At 37.9% G+C, this 19376-nt stretch carries 16 protein-coding genes; 14 read left to right on the forward strand and 2 right to left on the reverse strand.

All coding sequences use genetic code 11. The features are described from left to right. The first annotated feature begins 97 nt into the window (after positions 1–97). On the forward strand, positions 98–1900 hold the full coding sequence (locus INQ00_RS07475; RefSeq protein WP_197546672.1) for an AAA family ATPase: 1803 nt from the start codon (positions 98–100) through the stop codon (positions 1898–1900). A gap of 167 nt (positions 1901–2067) precedes the next feature. Beyond that, positions 2068–2601, forward strand: a complete 534-nt coding sequence (gene fabA / locus INQ00_RS07480) for a bifunctional 3-hydroxydecanoyl-ACP dehydratase/trans-2-decenoyl-ACP isomerase (protein WP_005698958.1) — start codon at positions 2068–2070, stop codon at positions 2599–2601. A 59-nt stretch (positions 2602–2660) separates the two neighbouring features. Here the strand turns inward: fabA and ybaK are convergent, their stop codons facing one another. Continuing rightward, entirely contained in the window at positions 2661–3140 is a 480-nt protein-coding gene (ybaK, locus tag INQ00_RS07485) for a Cys-tRNA(Pro) deacylase (protein WP_005696054.1), read from the reverse strand. 76 nt (positions 3141–3216) lie between these two features. On the opposite strand from ybaK, the gene INQ00_RS07490 reads away from it, so the two are divergent. The 11 genes from INQ00_RS07490 (at position 3217) to INQ00_RS07540 (ending at position 16795) form a co-directional block, all read left to right on the forward strand. Continuing rightward, positions 3217–4170, forward strand: coding sequence for an oxidoreductase (locus tag INQ00_RS07490; RefSeq protein ID WP_197546673.1), 954 nt, complete (start codon positions 3217–3219; stop codon positions 4168–4170). A gap of 18 nt (positions 4171–4188) precedes the next feature. Next, positions 4189–5496 (forward strand): NCS2 family permease, encoded by a 1308-nt coding sequence (locus tag INQ00_RS07495; RefSeq protein ID WP_197546674.1) that lies wholly within the window; start codon positions 4189–4191, stop codon positions 5494–5496. Positions 5497–5557: 61 nt separating this feature from the next. After that, positions 5558–5914, forward strand: a complete 357-nt coding sequence (locus INQ00_RS07500; RefSeq protein WP_049358073.1) for a DsrE/DsrF/TusD sulfur relay family protein — start codon at positions 5558–5560, stop codon at positions 5912–5914. 111 nt (positions 5915–6025) lie between these two features. Beyond that, on the forward strand, positions 6026–9667 hold the full coding sequence (gene recB, locus INQ00_RS07505; protein WP_197546675.1) for an exodeoxyribonuclease V subunit beta: 3642 nt from the start codon (positions 6026–6028) through the stop codon (positions 9665–9667). Next, a complete protein-coding gene (gene recD, locus INQ00_RS07510; RefSeq protein ID WP_197546676.1) occupies positions 9667–11601 on the forward strand; it encodes an exodeoxyribonuclease V subunit alpha in 1935 nt (644 codons plus the stop codon). The genes recB and recD overlap by 1 nt, the downstream gene beginning before the upstream one ends. 3 nt (positions 11602–11604) lie before the next feature. Then, entirely contained in the window at positions 11605–12252 is a 648-nt protein-coding gene (gene grxB / locus INQ00_RS07515; RefSeq protein ID WP_197546677.1) for a glutaredoxin 2, read from the forward strand. A gap of 128 nt (positions 12253–12380) precedes the next feature. Further along, entirely contained in the window at positions 12381–13151 is a 771-nt protein-coding gene (locus INQ00_RS07520) for a threonine/serine exporter family protein (RefSeq protein ID WP_197546678.1), read from the forward strand. Between the two features lie 3 nt (positions 13152–13154). Further along, positions 13155–13616: a threonine/serine exporter family protein gene (locus tag INQ00_RS07525; protein WP_049365508.1), complete on the forward strand. Its 462-nt coding sequence runs from the start codon at positions 13155–13157 to the stop codon at positions 13614–13616. Between the two features lie 226 nt (positions 13617–13842). Beyond that, the gene (locus tag INQ00_RS07530) at positions 13843–14121 is read left to right on the forward strand and encodes a YceK/YidQ family lipoprotein (protein WP_054419515.1); all 279 of its coding nucleotides are present in this window, start codon (positions 13843–13845) and stop codon (positions 14119–14121) included. 83 nt (positions 14122–14204) lie between these two features. Then, positions 14205–15476, forward strand: coding sequence for a tetratricopeptide repeat protein (locus INQ00_RS07535; RefSeq protein ID WP_197546679.1), 1272 nt, complete (start codon positions 14205–14207; stop codon positions 15474–15476). 107 nt (positions 15477–15583) lie between these two features. Continuing rightward, positions 15584–16795 (forward strand): tetratricopeptide repeat protein, encoded by a 1212-nt coding sequence (locus tag INQ00_RS07540; RefSeq protein ID WP_197546680.1) that lies wholly within the window; start codon positions 15584–15586, stop codon positions 16793–16795. Between the two features lie 77 nt (positions 16796–16872). Here INQ00_RS07540 and INQ00_RS07545 read toward each other — a convergent pair whose 3' ends face one another. Beyond that, positions 16873–17355, reverse strand: coding sequence for a Dps family protein (locus INQ00_RS07545; protein ID WP_111315248.1), 483 nt, complete (start codon positions 17353–17355; stop codon positions 16873–16875). Between the two features lie 355 nt (positions 17356–17710). Between INQ00_RS07545 and INQ00_RS07550 the strand changes: the two genes are divergently transcribed. Then, a complete protein-coding gene (locus tag INQ00_RS07550; protein ID WP_197546681.1) occupies positions 17711–19309 on the forward strand; it encodes an ABC transporter substrate-binding protein in 1599 nt (532 codons plus the stop codon). The last annotated feature ends 67 nt before the right edge of the window (positions 19310–19376 follow it).

Below are 19376 nucleotides of genomic sequence, written 5' to 3' on the forward strand. Positions count from 1 at the left end.
TATTATACTTTTTAGTGACGTGGTAACCTGATAAATATACGCGCTTTAAACAAAATTTTCCAGTAGATTTTTATAACGGATTTTCACTCAGTGTGAAGTGTGCGATAATACCGCCAATTTAATTAAAGCGAGATATGTCGTGACTTCAACATCTTCGGAACAAGCCTTAAATTGGCAAGCCTTACAACCAGAATTATCGATTACTGAACTTTCAGCTGAAAAGGCTGATTTTTGGTCATTACAAAAACATGCCACAAAAGCGATTTCTTTATTTTTAAAACAACCTCGTCGTTCTTTGTTGGTTTTGAAAGCAGATGATCAAGCAGAATATGCAGATTTATTAGCAGAACTTATTCGCCAAGAACAGCCAAAAGAGCGGTCAATTTTTGGGGTAAATTATGTCGTTGAGCAGGGAGATTCTTTTTCTTTCCCTCGTATTTATACCGAGCCTGCTCAATCACTAGCGGATAATTTTGCTGCACAAGGTGATGTGCTGAAGGCATTACATGCCGATCAATTTAGTCTTTTTGGTAGTGTGCGTGTTCACCCAAGTTCGCAAGATATTTTGCTTACCCCAGGTTTAGTGCATCAAGCCAATGGGGGCGTTTTGATTTTAAGCGCAGCAACGATGCTAAGCCAATTTGATTTATGGCAACGCTTAAAACATATTTTGCAAACACAAACTTTTGATTGGTATTCAGCCCATCCATTTAAAACCTTGCCTTGTGATATTCCAAGTTATCTACTTAATTTAAAAGTGGTGATTTTAGGCAATCGCACTGAAATTGCGACCTTAGGTGAGTTAGAAGAAGATCTTTACAGCTTGGCTGATTATGCAGAAATTGAAAGCTACTATTCTGTTGCGCAACCTAAAGCACAAGAAAATTGGGCTAATTATGTGTTGGCATTAGCCTCAAAATATGAACTTGATTTAGATTTAACTGCATTGAATAAACTCTATCAGTTATTGGTGCGTGAGAGTGAAGACCGCTTTTTAATTAACATTTCCCCGTTAAAAACAACGGAAATGTTACTCAATGCTGCGACGTTGTCACAAAAACAAACCTTAAGTGCGATTGATTTTGAGCAAGCTTTTAAACAAAAAAATGAACAGCACGGTTTTTTACGTGAACGTACTTATGCGGATATTCTCAATGAGCAAATTTATGTGGAAACCGACGGCGAAATTGTTGGGCAGATTAATGGCTTGTCTGTGATTGAATATCCTGGCACCCCCGTTTGTTTTGGTGAACCTTCTCGTATCAGTTGTTTAGTGCAGTTTGGTGATGGTGAAGTCGTGGATGTGGAGCGTAAAAACGAATTAGCGGGCAACCTTCACGGAAAAGGCATGATGATTTCTGAAGCGTGCTTGGCGAGTATCTTAGAGTTGCCATCACAGTTACCATTTTCTGCTTCTTTAGTATTTGAACAGTCCTATGGAGAAATTGATGGTGACAGTGCGTCTCTCGCTATTTTCTCTGTATTAGTCAGTGCGTTATCTGATTTACCGTTGCCACAAAATATTGCCATTACCGGTACCATTGACCAATTTGGTTTGGTGCACGCAGTAGGCGGAGTGAATGATAAAATTGAAGGCTTTTTCACTATTTGCCAACGTCGTGGTTTAACGGGTAAACAAGGGGTGATTATTCCTGCAACAACAATTCAGCAATTAAGTTTATCTGACGAAGTGGTTGAGGCGGTGAAAAATGAGCAGTTCTTTATCTATCAAGTCGAGGATATTTATCAAACAGCTAAAATCCTATTTGACCGCGATTTATTGGAAGAGAAAGAAGAATATGCGAAGGGCAAAGAGCCTATTGCGCGTCTAATTCAAAATCGGATTGCTTTCCGTTCGGAAACGCCGAAAAAAAGCTGGTTAGATTTCTTTAAATCTTAATTTCTTTAAAGCGAACCTTGTGTTCGCTTTTCTTTTATCTTAATTACACTGACTGATCCGACAAGTTGAGCTAACAAGTGTTCGCTGTTTACATTTCTTATAAATCCTCATAGAATCTTTACTTATTGGTCTTAACCAAGCAAAACTACATATACAAGGAAATAAAAATGGAAAACACCTGTACACCAAACATTAAAAGCAGCTATACCTATGAAGATTTATTAGCTTCTGGTCGTGGTGAATTATTTGGTAAAGAAGGCCCGCAACTTCCAGCACCAACGATGTTGATGATGGATCGTATTGTAAAAATGACCGAAGACGGCGGTGCGTTTGGTAAAGGGTATATTGAAGCAGAATTAGATATTCATCCAGATTTACCGTTTTTCGGTTGCCACTTTATTGGTGACCCAGTCATGCCAGGCTGCTTAGGCTTAGATGCGATGTGGCAATTAGTCGGTTTCTTCCTTGGCTGGGTAGGCGGTAAAGGTAAAGGTCGTGCATTAGGCGTAGGTGAAGTGAAATTTACCGGACAAATCTTACCAACCGCGAAAAAAGTGGTTTATCGCATCAATATGAAACGCGTAATTAATCGCAAATTAGTGATGGGAATGGCTGACGGTGAAGTGGAAGTCGATGGTCGCGTTATCTACACCGCAACCGATTTAAAAGTTGGCTTATTCCAAGATACATCAAGTTTCTAATTTAAATAAACACAACATCATAAAAAAAGATAGCCCGATTTACTCGGGCTTTTCTTTTTCTATTCTTCGTCAATAATATCGACAAATTCGGCATTCAGTAATTTAGCCAAATCTTGTGGGGCCAATTCGACGCTTAATCCACGTTTCCCACCAGAAACAAAAATCGTATCAAACTCAAGTGCGGTCGAATTTATCACTGTTTTTACACGTTTCTTTTGGCCTAATGGACTAATGCCACCGACTAAATATCCCGTGCTTTTTTGTGCTGCATCTTTATCGGCCATTTCAACCTTTTTCACACCAATTGATTTTGCCGCCTTCTTCAAACTCAACATATTTGCCGTGGAAAGCACAAAACACGCTAATTTTTTCTGATCACCATTTTCAGCAACTAAAAGTGTTTTAAAGGATTGGTGCGGATCAAGCCCAAGTTTTTCAGCGGCTTCATCGCCAAAATGCGTATTGTTAGGGTCATGATCATAGGTATGGAGAGTAAAAGGAATTTTATTTTTCTTGAGTAAATCAATTGCCGGTGTCATCTGATTTCCTTATGTATTTATGCGTCTTTTTTCTGTAGAATGAATCGGTTCAGAACATTTTACAGCGGAGAGAAAAATGGACGCAAGCCTAAATATTGCTATTGCAGCAGAATTTGATCTATGTGAAAAAATTGCCGAAGCCCTTGAACAAAGTGAGCTAGATGTTGGCAAGGTTTCTATCGTAGAAATTTATCCTTTTGAAGAAGAGCAAGCGGTACGTTTTCGCAATAAAGCCGTTGCTCAATTAGCCACTGATGAGATTGAGTGGGACAGCGTTAATTATCTTTTCTTCGCTGGTCAAATTGATCAAGCCCCCTTATTAGCTCAAGCCGCAGAAAGTGGCTGTGTGGTAATTGATTTAAAAGGGATTTGCTCTGCATTGTCTGATGTCCCTGTTGTTGTCCCAACAATCAATGAAGAAAATCTGACTGAGTTAAGACAACGTAACATTGTGAGTTTACCCGATCCGCAAGTGAGTCAATTAGCTTTATCTCTATTACTAATCGTTCAACAAACAAATTTAACGCAAGTCTTTGCAACGTCACTTTTACCGGCTTCTTATACGGACGGTGAAACCGTGAATAAACTTGCTGGACAAACCGCTCGTTTACTGAATGGTATGCCATTAGAAGAAGGTGAAACTCGTTTTGCCTTTGATGTGTTTCCACAACAAGCGGCTAATTTAAATCTGCAATTGCAAAAAATCTTCCCGCAGTTAGACAATGTCATTTTCCATCAAATTCAAGTGCCCGTATTCTATGGAATGGCACAAAAAGTGACCGCACTTTCGGATTATGAATTTGATTACCAGCCACAACAAAGCGAATTGATTAAATTACACGATAGCCTTATTACGCCTGTGATTAACGGTGAAAATGAAAACGGTGAAGAAAGCGTCAAATTGCATCTTAGCCAACAAAGTGCGGTTGAAAATGGCATTGAATTTTGGACGGTTGCCGATGAACAACGTTTCAATATTGCCTTGTTAGGTGTGAAGCTACTTGAATCGATTTATCACCAAGGTTATTAATGAGTTAAGGGGAAGACAATGCAACAATCTTTACTTGAGCGCCTTTTTTCCATTAAAGAAAAGGGTAGTACCACCAAAACTGAAATTATCGCGGGTATCACCACCTTCTTTACCATGGTGTATATCGTGTTTGTGAACCCATCCGTATTAGGTGATGCAGGAATGGATAAACAAGTTGTTTTCGTGACCACTTGTTTAATTGCTGCACTGGGCACCATTGCGATGGGATTATTCAGTAATTTACCTATCGCCCTTGCACCGGCTATGGGACTCAATGCGTTCTTTGCTTATGTAGTCGTTGGCAAGCTTGGTTATTCTTGGGATGTGGGCATGGGCACTATTTTCTGGGGCTCGATTGGTTTATTTGTTCTCACCTTATTCCAAATCCGTTATTGGTTAATGGCTTCTATTCCGCTTTCATTGCGCGTGGGAATTGGTGCAGGTATCGGCTTTTTTATTGCCTTAATTGGCTTTAAAAATATGGGATTGGTTGTCGCGAATCCTGCAACCTTAGTGGCATTAGGCAATTTACATGATCCGAAAATTCTGCTTGGCGTATTAGGTTTCTTTATTATCGTAGTTTTAGCTGCACGTAATATTTTCTCTGGGGTTTTAATTTCTATTGCGGTAGTCACTGGTTTAGCCCTTTTTATTGATGATCAAGTGACTTTCCACGGCATTGTTTCGATGCCACCAAGTTTAGGTGCGGTTGTAGGAAAAGTCGATATTGCGGGTGCTTTAGATACGGCTTTGCTCGGCATCATTTTCTCTTTCTTATTAGTAAACCTATTTGACTCATCAGGTACCTTATTAGGTGTAACCGATAAAGCAGGTTTCAGTGATGAGAAAGGTCGTTTCCCGAAAATGAAACAAGCTCTTTATGTAGATAGTGTGAGTGCTGTGGTTGGTTCTTATATCGGCACATCCGCTATTAGTACCTATATTGAAAGTGGTGCAGGGGTTTCAGTTGGTGGTAGAACAGGTTTAACGGCAGTAACAGTCGGTGTTTTATTCTTACTTACCATTTTCTTCTCGCCACTTGCTAGTGTAGTGCCAGCTTATGCAACCGCAGGGGCATTAGTCTATGTGGGGATTTTAATGGCATCTAGTCTTATACGTGTACACTGGGATGATTTAACTGAAGCAACGCCTGCTTTTATCACCGCTGCGATGATGCCATTTACCTATTCAATAACCGAAGGTATCGCATTTGGTTTTATTAGCTATTGCGTCATGAAGGCCTGTACAGGTAGAATACGCGAGATCAATGCCCCTGTGTGGGTAGTGTCTTTACTGTTTGTAGCCAAGTTCGTTTGGGTTGGCTGATTTCATAAAAGCGTAATTTATTACGCCTTCATTTTTATAGCATTGCAACAAGGAGTGCGTCATGCAAAATATTCTTTTTATCGTCAATGATTCCACATATAGTGGAGAAAAAACGTTCAACGCTGTTCGTTTCGCAATCAATATGAAAGAAGAGCACAGCAAGGATGTGAATATCAAATTATTCTGCTTTTCTGATGCGATTTTATGCGGTATTGCTGGGCAAAACCCAAATGAAGGTTTCAATATCCAACAACTTATCGATATTTTAGCGTCACAAGGTGCTGAAATTAAATTATGCACCAGCTGCGTGAAAGCACGTGGTTTATTAGACGCTAAATTAATTGACGGCGTGACCCTTGGTACCTTAGATGATGTATCCGAGTGGACATTATGGGCGGATAAAGTTTTAACGTTCTAAAATAATAAGATAAAGAATAAAGTGCGGTGAAAATTCACCGCATTTTTTATGGAAATCCCTCAGCTAAATCCCTACAATAGGGGCACTCTAATGTTTACAGAAAAATAAAAAATGAGCCAAAAATCAACCGCACTTAATGCCATTTCGTTGCCCTTAAATCAAGTCAATTTAATTGAAGCCTCTGCAGGTACAGGGAAAACCTATACCATCGGCTCTATCTATCTTCGTTTACTTTTACAGGCTGGTGAGAATTGTTTTTCTTGTCCGTTGAATGTGGAAGAGATTTTGGTCGTAACCTTTACTGAAATGGCGACGGAAGATTTAAAACGCAAAATTCGGGAACGTTTAACGGCGGCAATTTCGGTTTTTTCTGAGTATTATGAAAAGCAAGACAAGGCGATTTTTACTGGAGAACATCAATTTTTAGCGGAATTATTGCCTTATTTAGAGGATATTCCGACCGCACTTCGTCGCTTAAAGTTAGCCGAACAAAATTTAGATTTAGCCTCCATTTATACCATTCATGGTTTTTGTCGCCGAATGCTGATGCAACATGCTTTCAATTCAGGCGTGCATTTCAATTTAAAACTTCTCAAAGATCAGTCTGATTTACTCAAACAATTTGCAAATGAATTTTGGCGGGAGCATTTTTATGATTTGCCTTTCCATTTGGCTGCATTTATCTCAAAAGAATTAAAGTCGCCAGAAGATGTATTGAATGATTTAGGCTCAAATATTGGGAATGATTTTTCTATAAAACTGGATAAACCAGGACTATTAGAAATGTCATTAAAAGAATTTTTGCAAAAAGATATCACTAAAAATGCGAAAGTTATTGAAAAGATTAAAGACACTTGGTTAGAAAGTGCGGCTAAAATCCGAGACCTTTTTGATGAAGAAGTCGTAAAAAAAGATGAATCTTGTTTAAATGGTAGATCATATTCAAGTAAAACGATTTTATCTTTTGTCGATGAAGTCACCTCATGGGCAAAAAATAGAGCAGATATCACCTTAAATGAAACATTAGTAAAAAAATTTACACAATCGGCTTTAGATAACGCCGTCAAAGCAGATTTTAAGAAAAAAGGGGGGAGAATAACGCATCCAGCCTTTGAAGAGATTGAAGCTTTAATTGAAGAAATTCAACCAAGTAATTTATTTAAAAAAATCATTCTCTATCACTATCGTCAAGGTATTCAAAAGAAACTTCTTGAATACAAAGCGAATCATCCTGAAAAATCCTTTGATGATTTATTACGCTTATTGAAAGAAGCACTATATGGTGAGGGCGGTGAACAGTTAGCGGAATTAATTCGTTTTCAATATCCTTTTGCCATGATTGACGAGTTCCAAGATACGGATGCGTTACAGTATCAAATTTTCTCGAAAATTTATCACAATAAAACCGCGTCTGGTAATGTTGGCTTTATGATGATCGGGGACCCAAAACAGGCGATTTATCGTTTCCGTGGTGCCGATATTTTCACTTATTTAAAAGCAGCAGACGAAGCGAGCGTGCGTTTTAATTTAGGCACAAACTACCGTTCATCCCAACCTTTAGTGGAAGGGGTAAATCGATTATTTGATTTTAAAAATGAGCCTTTTATTTATAAAAACATCGAATTTTTAAACGTCGGTGCAGCTAAGAAAAATCTTGTTTTTCAGTTGAATAATCAACCTGAACCAGCCTTCCGTTTTTACATTAACGATAAAGACAAATCCACCCAGCAAGATTATGCGAAAGCTTGCGCAACATCGATTCAGCAATGGTTAAAAAGTGCGGCTGAAAATCCGGTTGTTTTTCCGAATGAAAGCAAAGCAGAAAATCAAACATTGCGAGCAGAAAATATTGCCGTTTTGGTGCGTGGTTATACCGAAGCGGATCTCGTGAAGAAAGAATTGCAAGCACTCGGTATCGCTTCGGTTTACCTTTCGGATAGAGGAAATGTCTTTGAGAGTAATACAGCAAAAGAACTGGCCTTGATTTTGCAAGCCTGTTTGAGCGTGATGGAACGCCCAATTTTGAATGCCATTGCGACCGCACTTTTCGGCTTAAATGCAGCTGAAATTCACCAAATTCACCAGGATGAAATTCAGTGGCAACGGTGGGCTGAAAAATTCGCAGAGTATCAACAAATTTGGCAACGCCAAGGCGTCTTGCCGATGTTGCACCATTTACTTTTAGCTGAAAATATCACAGAAAAACTCTTATCTCGGCCTGATGGCGAGCGAAAACTGACAGATTTATTACATTTAGCTGAAATTTTACAGCAAGCAGCTGCGTTAAATGAAAGTGAAGCGGCATTATTGCGTTGGTTTGAAAAGCAAATTCAAGATGATGGTCGTCAAGAAGCACAAATTCGTTTAGAAAGCGAACGTCAGTTAGTGAAGATTGTGACTATCCATAAATCCAAAGGGTTGGAATATGATTTGGTTTGGTTGCCATTTTTAGGAAATGCGGCGAAAGATCCAACTAAAAAGAAACTATTTAATTTATATTACGACAAGAAACAAAACAAAACTTTGTGGGACATGCAAGATCAACACTTGGATGATTTAACAGAAGAAGTTTTTGCGGAAGAATTGCGTTTGCTTTATGTGGCATTAACCCGAGCAAAATACCAAATGGCCTTTGTGTTACCGAAAGCCTTTGATAAAAAATGGAATGCTTTATTGTATGTTTTAACGCAAGGTGAAATTGGTCGAAAACTCGATTTGCCAAATAATTGGGATACTCAACCGTTATTGGAAAAATTTAAGCAGCTTTTACCAAATGATGTAGCGATTGAATTAACCGATGTGTTACAAGCCAGTGAACCACTTACTTTAAATGTTTCTCAAGAAAATTTAAGTGCAGAAATTTTCCAAGGTGAAATTGAACAAGATTGGCGAGTGACGAGCTTTAGTGGCATAGAACAAACTCATCAACGTAAAACTTATTTGAATGAAAGTGCGGTGAAAAAATCGCTCATTTTTGATGATGCGAAAGATTATGATGCGTCGATTTCAATAGAAAATATCACTGAAAATCTGACCGCACTTGCTCATGATAATGATGAAATGGTTTTAGATTTCCCTCGGGGAACACAAATCGGTACTTTGTTACATCGTTATTTTGAAAAGGTGCCTTTTGCTCAACTGGCAGAGAAAGAAAACATTGAAAAATTATGTCAGGATTTGAATCTTGCTGAAGAGCAATTTACAGCAGTTCAACAGTGGTTTGCACAAATACTCAGTACACCAATTTTGCCAAATAATGATCTTACCCTTGCTCAGATTAACGAAAAACAATGCTTAAAAGAGTTGGCGTTTTATCTCAATATTTCAAGTCATTTTGATGTCGATGGTTTTAACCGAGCGTTAGCAACCTTACATCATTTGCCATCAGAACTGTTACAGTTTGAGGATATTCAAGGCATGGTGCGGGGCACGATGGACTTAGTTTTCTGTCATCAAGGTAAATATTATTTGCTTGATTACAAATCGAATTTCTTGGGTGAGACATTAAAGGATTACGATCAAGCTGCATTGAAAAAAGCCATGTTAGAGCATCACTATGATTGGCAATACTTGTTGTATGTGGTGGCATTACACCGTTATTTAAAAACACGTTTACCTCACTACGATTACAACCGAGATTTTGGTGGTGTAGTCTATACATTTTTACGAGGAATGAATGGTTCGCCACAATCGGGCGTCTTTTTTGATAAACCAGATTGGCAATTAATCCAACAATTAGAGGAATTATTTTAATGTTAAGCCTATTAAAATCCTTGCAAGAACAAGGTGTGATTACTCAAGGCGATTATTATTTTGCTCAATTAATTGCTGATAAACAAAAAGATAAAGGCTATGCCGAACCCGTACAAAATTTAGCGATTTTATTAGCCGCACTTTGCAACTGGAGCTATACACAAGGCAATACTTGTTGTGTGTTAGATCGTTTCTTAGAACGTAATTTATTCGGCTTGGCTTATCGTCATACTGAAACGGATTTTTTGCTGCTGATCAATGAAAAGATCGGTTCACTTCCTGTATCAAAATGGCAATCAGCCTTAGTGGGGCATATTGTTTTTACACAAGATCCTGAAAATCAGATTGCGCCTCTCGCATTTCAATTTGGGGCGATTTATTTCTATCGGGCTTGGCAAGATGAATTCCGTGTTGCGCAATATATTAAAAACGTATTGAAAAATGACCGCACTGTATCGGTAGAACCGCAACAAATTCGAATCTTATTAGATCGCTATTTCCCTCAACAACAAGCGCAAGTTGATTGGCAAAAAGTAGCAGTCGCAACGGCGGTGAAAAGTCCATTTTCTGTGATTACAGGTGGACCGGGAACAGGGAAAACCACGACAGTCACTCGCTTGTTATGTGTTTTACAGGAATTATTTGGTGGCAAACTTCATATTAAATTGGTTGCCCCAACGGGAAAAGCAGCGGCTCGTTTAACAGAATCTATCGAAAACGCTTTGGCACAAATGCCGATTTCAGATGAGTTACGCGCATCTATTCCGAAAACAGCAGAAACGTTGCATCGCCTACTAGGCGTTCGACCTTTTACCGATAGCGTAAAATATCATGCACATAATCCACTGCAAATTGATGTATTAGTGGTGGATGAAACCTCTATGATTGATTTGCCTATGATGGCGAAACTTGTGCAAGCGTTGAAGCCCGAAACACGTTTGATTTTATTGGGAGACCAGGCTCAATTAGCTTCAGTAGAAGCGGGGGCAGTATTAGGTGAAATTGCACAATTTTTAACGCAAGATTATAGTCCTGCTCAAGCTGATTATATTCATACAACAACAGGCTATACTGTTCCAACTTCGGATGAACATAGTCCGTTGCGTGATGCCATTTGCCATTTAACCTTTAGTCGACGTTTCCGAGATGATTCGGGCATTAAACAACTTGCTGAGCAAATTCAACAAGGAAAAGGTGAGGGCAGTGTGGCGACTTTTGCGGAATATCCACAAGAGTTGCATTTCCATCATTTTGATGAAGAGCAAGACGTTAAAGAATCTGTTCGACAAGTTGTGAAAAGTGCGGTTGAAAATTACCGTTTTTATTTAACTCAACTTCAAACTTATTTTGCTCAGAAGAAAGATCTCAATGCAAAATTTATAGATGAAAAGGGCAACGAGAAAACTTATGCGGAAGCGATTTTAGACAGTTTTAATTCGGTGAGATTTTTGACCGCACTTCGAGCTTCAGCATTAGGTGTGGAAGAATTAAATCGTGAAATTGCTTTAGCATTACGAGCGGAGAAATTACTTTGGTTCCGTCAAGAAGATGATTGGTATATTGGTAAGCCAATTATGATTACCGAAAACGATCATAATGTTAAACTGTATAACGGCGATATTGGCTTGTGTTTAGCTAAAGGCAAAGTATGGTTTGGCAATCGAGAAGTTTCGACCAGTCGTATTCCCGCTCACGAGCCTGCGTTTATGATGACAATTCATAAATCCCAAGGTTCGGAGTTTGAACATACCGTCATGGTGTTACCAACAGAACCTAATCCAGTGCTTTCACGAGAACTGGTCTTTACTGGTGTTACCCGTGCGAAAAATCAGCTTTCCATATTTGCCAATGAAAAAATCTGGCAAAGTGCGGTCAGAAATACCGTGAAACGACAAAGTGGATTAGGAAAATTATTACAGGAAAAAGAGGAATAAAAAATGAAATTATATGTTTACGATCATTGCCCGTTTTGTGTGCGTGCCCGCATGATTTTCGGTTTAAAAAATCTGCCGGTAGAACTTGTAGTGCTGGCAAATGATGATGAAGCAACGCCAATCGGTTTAGTAGGGAAAAAAGTTGTACCAATTCTTGTCAAAGAAGATGGTACCGCGATGCCAGAAAGTTTGGATATCGTGCATTATGTAGATGAGCATTTTGGTGAAAAAATCCTATCTGAACAAGTTCGTCCTGAAATTGAAGCATGGTTAAAAGAAGTCGGCAGTTATTATGGTCATCTTACGACTGCACGCTTTACGCAAATTGGCTTAGCAGAATTTGAAACCCAAAGTGCGGTCGATTATTTCACTAAAAAGAAAACGGAATTTATTGGGGATTTTGCTGAAAATATCGCGAAGACAGAAACCTATCTTACTCGCTTAAAAGGGGATTTAGAGAAATTAGCGGTATTAATTCAATCTGAAAATGCCTTAAACGGCCAACTTTCTCTTGAAGATATTATCGTTTTCCCGGTATTACGAAATCTTACTTGTGTGAAAGGCATCGAATTTCCACCAGCAGTTTTAGCTTATATCACGAATATGGCTAAGTTAAGCAATGTGCCGCTGTATTTTGATAAAGCCATTTAATTTCTGTTAAGTCATAGGCTTTGGAGATACTGAACTTTTGACTTGGATCATAGATACGGTCATTTTTTCAGTATTTTTTATTCATCGATCTATAATCTCTAAGATTTACTTTATAAGAGCGCAGAGATATGGATCAGGAATACCAACGAGCGGTTACCCGTATTTGTGTGGAAACCGCTTTGTTATTGTTACAGCATGGGGCAGAAAGTGCTGTCGTCGTACAAATGGCACAGCGATTAGGTGTGGCTTTAGGCATTGAAAGCGTGGAGTGTGCTTTAACGGCAAATGCCGTCTTATTGACCACACTTTCTAAGCAACATTGCATCACTACAGTGCGTAAGAATGTCGATAAAGGCATTAATATGCAAATCGTTACGGATGTTCAGCACATTGTGGTTGCCGTAGAGCATCACTTGTATGATTTGTCTATGGCACAAAATAAATTGGATAAGTTAAAACCACTAAAATATAACCGTTATTTGGTGGTGTTTATGATTGGTTTATCTTGTGCCTCTTTTGCTCACCTTTCTGGCGGAGATTTGACAATTTGTGCGATCACCTTTATTGCCTCTGCCATTGCCATGTTTGTTCGACAAGAAATTTCTAAACATCATTACAATCCACTCATCGTTTTTGCCATTACCGCTTTTGTCGCCTCACTGATTTCCGGTATGAGTTTGAAATATAGTTTAGGCAATGATCCTCATATCGCATTAGCTTCTAGCGTTTTATTACTCGTTCCAGGATTCCCATTAATTAATTCACTTGCAGATATTTTAAAAGGCTATGTCAATATGGGAATAGGACGATGGACCATCGCGACGGTTCTCACTTTTGGTGCTTGTTTAGGCATCGTCTTTGCATTAAATCTTTTAAATATTGTTTCTTGGGTGGGGTAATAGATGTTTTTACTGAATTTACTCGATGATATGCTTTTCGCAGCCATCCCCGCAGTAGGATTTGCTTTAGTATTTAATGTTCCGCCTAAAGCCTTAAAGTATTGTGCTATTTTAGGTGCACTCGGACATGTCACACGAACTTTATTACTACACTTTGGTGTTCCAATTGTTTTTGCCACTTTTTTCGCCACTTGTGTGATTGGTTTTATTGGGGTGCATTTATCTCATCGTTATTTAGCTCATCCGAAAGTCTTTACCGTTGCGGCAATTATTCCAATGATTCCAGGTGTTCATGCTTATAAAGCCATGATTGCTATCGTACAAATTCATCATTATGGCTTTTCCGATACATTATTTGAGCAAATGATCAGCTCTTTTATCAATACCAGCTTTATTTTAGGTGCGCTTGTTTTGGGCTTAGCCTTACCAGGGCTATTGTTCTATCGACAAAAACCAGTTGTATAGAAAAGAAGTATTTTGATTATAACTTTAATAAGTTTAAATTAAGGGCGTGTGTAATACGCCCTTATTTTTTGTAATTGAATCATTAACCCATCTATTCTTTTAATCTCTAAATTTTGCGGGTATTTTTTCTTGAATAGTTGAGTAAATGACTATATTATTCATTCCTATTATATTTAACAAACATATTATTTTGAAAAATTTGATTATCTTTTTGGGAATTTAATGTATGAAAATTTTAAATAAAGCATTTCTTTTGGCTATGATGTTACCTTTAACTGGGTGTGGGACCTTAGTGACACTAGATAAACCTGAGTATTATAGTGGCGTTCAAAAAGATGTTGCTCGTCTTACTTTTTCTGATAAGGTTCCTCAGCGAGACATGATGGGGGAAGCTGTCGCAACAACCCTTTTTTATCCATTTATCATCATTGACGTTCCGTTAAGTTTCGTGGGTGATACCTTAATGTTACCTGTTAAAGGCATTCAAAAATTATCACAAGATTAATTTCAAATAAAGAGCGGTTAGATTTCACGATGTTTTTATAAAAGAGTAGAAATTTAACTGCTCTTAAAATAGAAGGAATAAAAATGATTGATATCATCGCATTATTAATTGCTACGGCTGTAATTGACTCTCCTCTTTCTCATACTTCAGCAGCGGCAACCTCTTCTGCACTAAAATCAACAATCAGTACACCAGCCCCAATGACACCCGAACAACGTCTTGAAAAAGCAAAAGCGCTTTATGAGAAAGGCTTTGATTATGAATATGGGATCACAAAAACGGTTGATCGTACTTTAGCGGATAAATTTCTTAAAGAAGCTGCCGATTTAGGTCACGCTGATGCGCTCTTTTTCTTAGCGATGAATGCGGTAGAGAGTGGCGACCTTGAACAAGCTAGAGCATATGCTGACTCTGCTATTGAACGAGGAAACATGGCAGGAAAATATATATTGGCGGAAATTTCCGAACAGGAATATTTGGGGGATTCTGAAGAATTATATAAGGCTGGCTTTAAGGCATTAAAAGAGAAGGTTGAACAAGGCGATTTACATTATTCTAATGTACTTGGCTATGCTTACCGTTTCGGTATCGGCACTGAAGAGAATATTAAACAGGCAATTAAAGTTTTTACCCCTTCGGCTGAGCAAGGTAATGCGATGTCATTAGGGCATTTAAGTGAAATTTACCTTGAACAGGATAAAATTGAAAAGGCTAAACCGCTTATGCTGAAAGCGGCTGAAAAAAATAATGATGTGGCACAATACAATTTAGGTTATAGCATTTATGAAGCAGGCTCAGAAGAATCACTTTATTGGCTCAATAAAGCGGCTGAAAATAATAACCTCCAAGCCATCATGTATTTAGCGAGTTATTATCATAATCAGGATATAAAAAAAGCGATTTATTATTATCAAAAAGGTGCTGAATTAAATGATTCTCAGGCTATGCTTGAATTAAGTTATTTATATGAAAACGGCGAAGGTGTAGAAAAGGATGATAAGAAAGCACTTGAGTTATTAGAAGAAGCGTTTCGATTACAAAATTTAGAAGCCATGAATGAGCTTTCTATTCGCTATTTAGAAGGTAGAGGTATAGAACGAAATTATGAAATAGCAGAAGGGTTATTTAATAACATAATTGCATTGGATGAAAGTTTAAGCGAGAAAGAAAAAGCTTCATATAATGTATATTATCAATTGGCAGAGCGTTATGAAGAATTTGCCAAAGATAATAATGCGGCATTAGATGCTTATAAACAAGGGTACGAAATTGAAAAGAAAGAAACCAAACGGGATAACAAAAAAATTAAAGCAAAAATTAAAGCATTAGAAGCAAAATTAAATCAGAAAAAATAATGAAAGGGCGGTTGAATTTCATCTTATTTTTGCAAAACAAGGAAGAAAGTTAACCGCTTGTTATTCTTGAATGGAAACAGAACAATCCTCTAACTAAAGGAATCCAAATGACAAATTTTGTCGCATTAATTGCAGCAACCGTATTAAATCTACAAACTCATCTTATCCCTGTGAAATCAAATGAGGCTCTAACAAACTTGGTGATGATTGAACAGATACCTATGACCCAAGCCCAGCGCGCTGAAAAAGCGAAAACCTTTTATGAAGAAGGTTATGATTATTTCTACGGTATTTCATATCCCGTAAATCGTACTCTAGCGGTGAAGTATTTTCAGGAAGCTGAAAAGTTAAAGAATGCGGATGCTTTATTTTTCCTATCTATTCATCAACAAAATAATGGCAATTTGAAGGAAGCCGCCCAAGCAGCGAAAAGATCGCTTGAGTTGGGGAATGAAGCTGCCAAAATTATATTAGGTAAAATTCAAAAAGATGAAAAATTGAGGAAAGAAGGTAATACACTTGAATTAGGAAATGAAGTCACCAAAATTACAGTAGGTGAAACTCAAGAATATGAAACATTGATGAAAGAGGGTTTCAATGCACTTAAAAAGAAAGTGGATTCTGGCGATATGCATTATGTGGATTCTTTAGGCTATGCTTATGAATTTGGAATCGGCACTCCTTTTAGTATTAAAGAAGCGATGAAATACTATGAAATGGCAGCAAAACAGAACAATACGATGGGGATGACGAATCTCGCTAATCTTTATCTTCGAGAAAATAAATTAAAAAAAGCGAAACCTTTATTATTAAAAGCCGCAGAAAAAGAATATGGCTATGCACAGTATTTACTCGCAATGAATTTTTTTGATCTTTATTCTGAGAATAACAAAGAAGCATTATTTTGGTTAGAAAGGGCAGCGAGCAATGATGAGCCACATGCACTTTATCAATTAGGTTTGTATTATGCAGAAAAAGCTGATTTAGCTAAATCCATTCAATACTATCAACGCGCCGCAGAGCTTAATTATGGAGATGCGCTTCTTGAGTTATATTATATCTATGGCGAAGGTATTGGTGTTGAGCAAGATGATGATAAAGCGCTATTTTTCCTTAAGAAGGTTGCAGAATTAGGGAGCCAAGAGGCGATTGAGGAGTTAGCCGCTATGGCATTGAGTGGGCAAGGCAATATGGATGCTAAAGAAGCAGAGTATTGGATTAAAAAAGCAGGCTATACGGAAGAGATGCTTAAAGAGTTAGATAAGCTACAAGAAAAAAGTTTAGAGATGTTTGAAAAAATGCAGAAAGAAAATAAGTAAAAGCTATAAGATATATATATTAAAAAACAAAATAAAAACCTGCCTATCAGCAGGTTTTCTTTTATATGAATGCCAAATTAAGCATGGCAAGTTTGACAAGCAGCTTGGAACATCCAAACAAGTTTTTCTTGTTCTTTGATGTAGTCGCTCATTTGAGAAGCGGTACCTTCATCATCAGATTCACCTGCTAACTCAAGGATTTCACGTTGTTGTTCAAGTAATACTTTTAATCCTTCTAACGTGCCTTTTAAGCAAGATTGCGCATCAGATACCCCTAACTCTTCTTTAATACGTGAGTGTTGGAAGTATTGTGAATAACCGTTATGCGGTGTGTAACCTAAAGTTAAGATACGTTCTGCCACTTCATCTACTTTTACTACTAAATCTGTGTAGATTTCTTCAAATTTTGCGTGTAATTCAAAGAAGTTTACCCCTTTAATGTTCCAGTGGTAACCGCGCACGTTGGTATAGAATACTTGATAGGTTGCTAATAATTCGTTTAATTTTGCTGCTAATTTTTCAGATGCTTTTTTATCTAAACCGATTGATGTTTTTGACATAGTATTTTCCTCTTTATTGTTGATTAAAATGTTGTTCCCTTGCTTGGGAAGTGCGGCCATTATATGCATAGTTTTTTCTGATAGCTATTTCATATTATCTAGTGATTCAATAGTTAAAATCTATTTATAATAAATTATACATAGTTAAAAACTTTTATTTTGAGTTGCGAAAAAAACTCTGTGAAGTAGATCACACATTCAATATTTCCCCTTTGACAGAATGAAGCGAAGATGATTATGATTGATGTAAATCATTTTATTCTAAGATTTGATTGCTTTACTTCATTTTCGAATGAAATGTTTGGCTAGGTTTAAAAACCAAAAATATGATTTTATTACTCATCAGGAGTTTAGTATGACAAAGCATTTTTCCTTTGAAACGAATGAATCTCGTCGTCATTTTATGAAACTTATGGCTGGCGTGGGGGCAGGTCTTGCATTTAGTGGTACGTTAGGCACATTTGCACCAAAAGCCTTTGCTGCAGAAATTAAAGGTAAAACCATTGAAGCGGGGATTGCTTATCCGCTTTCTACCGGTTTTGACCCAATGACATCAAGTGGTGCATCACCTTATGCAGCAAACTTGCACATTTTTGAAGGTTTGGTGGATTTGCATCCTGCAACTCGTGAACCTTATCTTGCTTTAGCAGGAAAAGAGCCAGAACAAGTTGATGAAATAACCTGGCGTATTACTTTACGTGAAGGCGCAACCTTCCATGATGGCTCACCAGTCACCACTGAAGACGTTGTGTATTCTTTCAATCGTATTATGGATCCAGCCAATAAATCTTTATTCGTGATGTTTATTGATTTCATTGAAAGTGTGAAAGCTGTGGATGATAAAGTGGTGGAATTCAAATTGAAATATCCATTTGCTTTATTCGCTAACCGTTTAACTTGCGTGAAAATTGTACCGAAACACGTGATCGACAAAGTAGGACAATCTGCATTTGATGCACACCCAGTTGGTTCTGGCCCATTCAAATTTGTTTCAGCTGTGAAAGATGACAAAATCGTCTTTGAAGCGTATGAACCTTACAATGGTAAATATCCAGCACAAGTTGAAAAAATGTCTTGGTTATTACTTTCTGATGCCGCAGCTCGTGTGACTGCACAAGAGTCTAAACGTACTCAAGCAATGGAAAGTGTGCCTTATTTAGACATTAGTCGCTTGAAAAACAAAAAACAACAAGTGCAATCCGTTCAATCTTTCGGCTTGTTATTCTTAATGTTTAACTGTGAGAAAGCTCCGTTTAACAATCCAAAAGTACGTCAAGCGTTACACTATGGTTTAAACACTGACAAACTTGTTGATATTGTATTTGATGGTAATGCAGAAGCTGCAACATCATACTTACAAACGACTCACCCAGATTATATTAAGGCATCAACTCAATATCCTTATGATCCGGAAAAAGCAGCGGCATTATTAAAAGAAGCAGGTGTAACTGAGCTTAAATTTGAATTGCTCGCAACCGACCATGACTGGGTGAAAGAATCTGCACCGTTAATTTTAGAGTCTTGGAACAAGATTCCAGGTGTGAAAGTGACTTTACAACACTTACAATCAGGTGCGTTATACAGCAACAACGTGGATCCAGGTGTGTATGAAGTGGCAATCGCTCCAGGTGATCCATCCGTGTTCGGTAATGACTTAGACTTGCTTTTAAGCTGGTGGTACCGTGGTGATGTATGGCCGAAACGTCGTTTCCGCTGGAGTAATACCCCTGAGTTTGCGAAAGTGACTGAATTACTCAATGCAGCTGTGAGAGCAAAAGATCACGCTGAAGCGAAAAAATCATGGGAAGAAGCGATTAACATTATTGCGGCTGAAGTACCACTTTATCCGATTGTTCATCGTAAACTTCCTTCTGCATGGGATGATAGCAGCCTTGAAGGCTATCAACCATTGGCAACAACCGGTTTATCTTTCCTCGGTGTGGGCCGTAAATAAAAGCACTTTTTAATTAATGTTTTGGCTGTTGAGCAATCAACAGCCTTTTTTCTTTCTTTGTAACACC

It is taken from the genome of Haemophilus parainfluenzae (assembly GCF_014931275.1).
Lineage (GTDB): Bacteria > Pseudomonadota > Gammaproteobacteria > Enterobacterales > Pasteurellaceae > Haemophilus_D.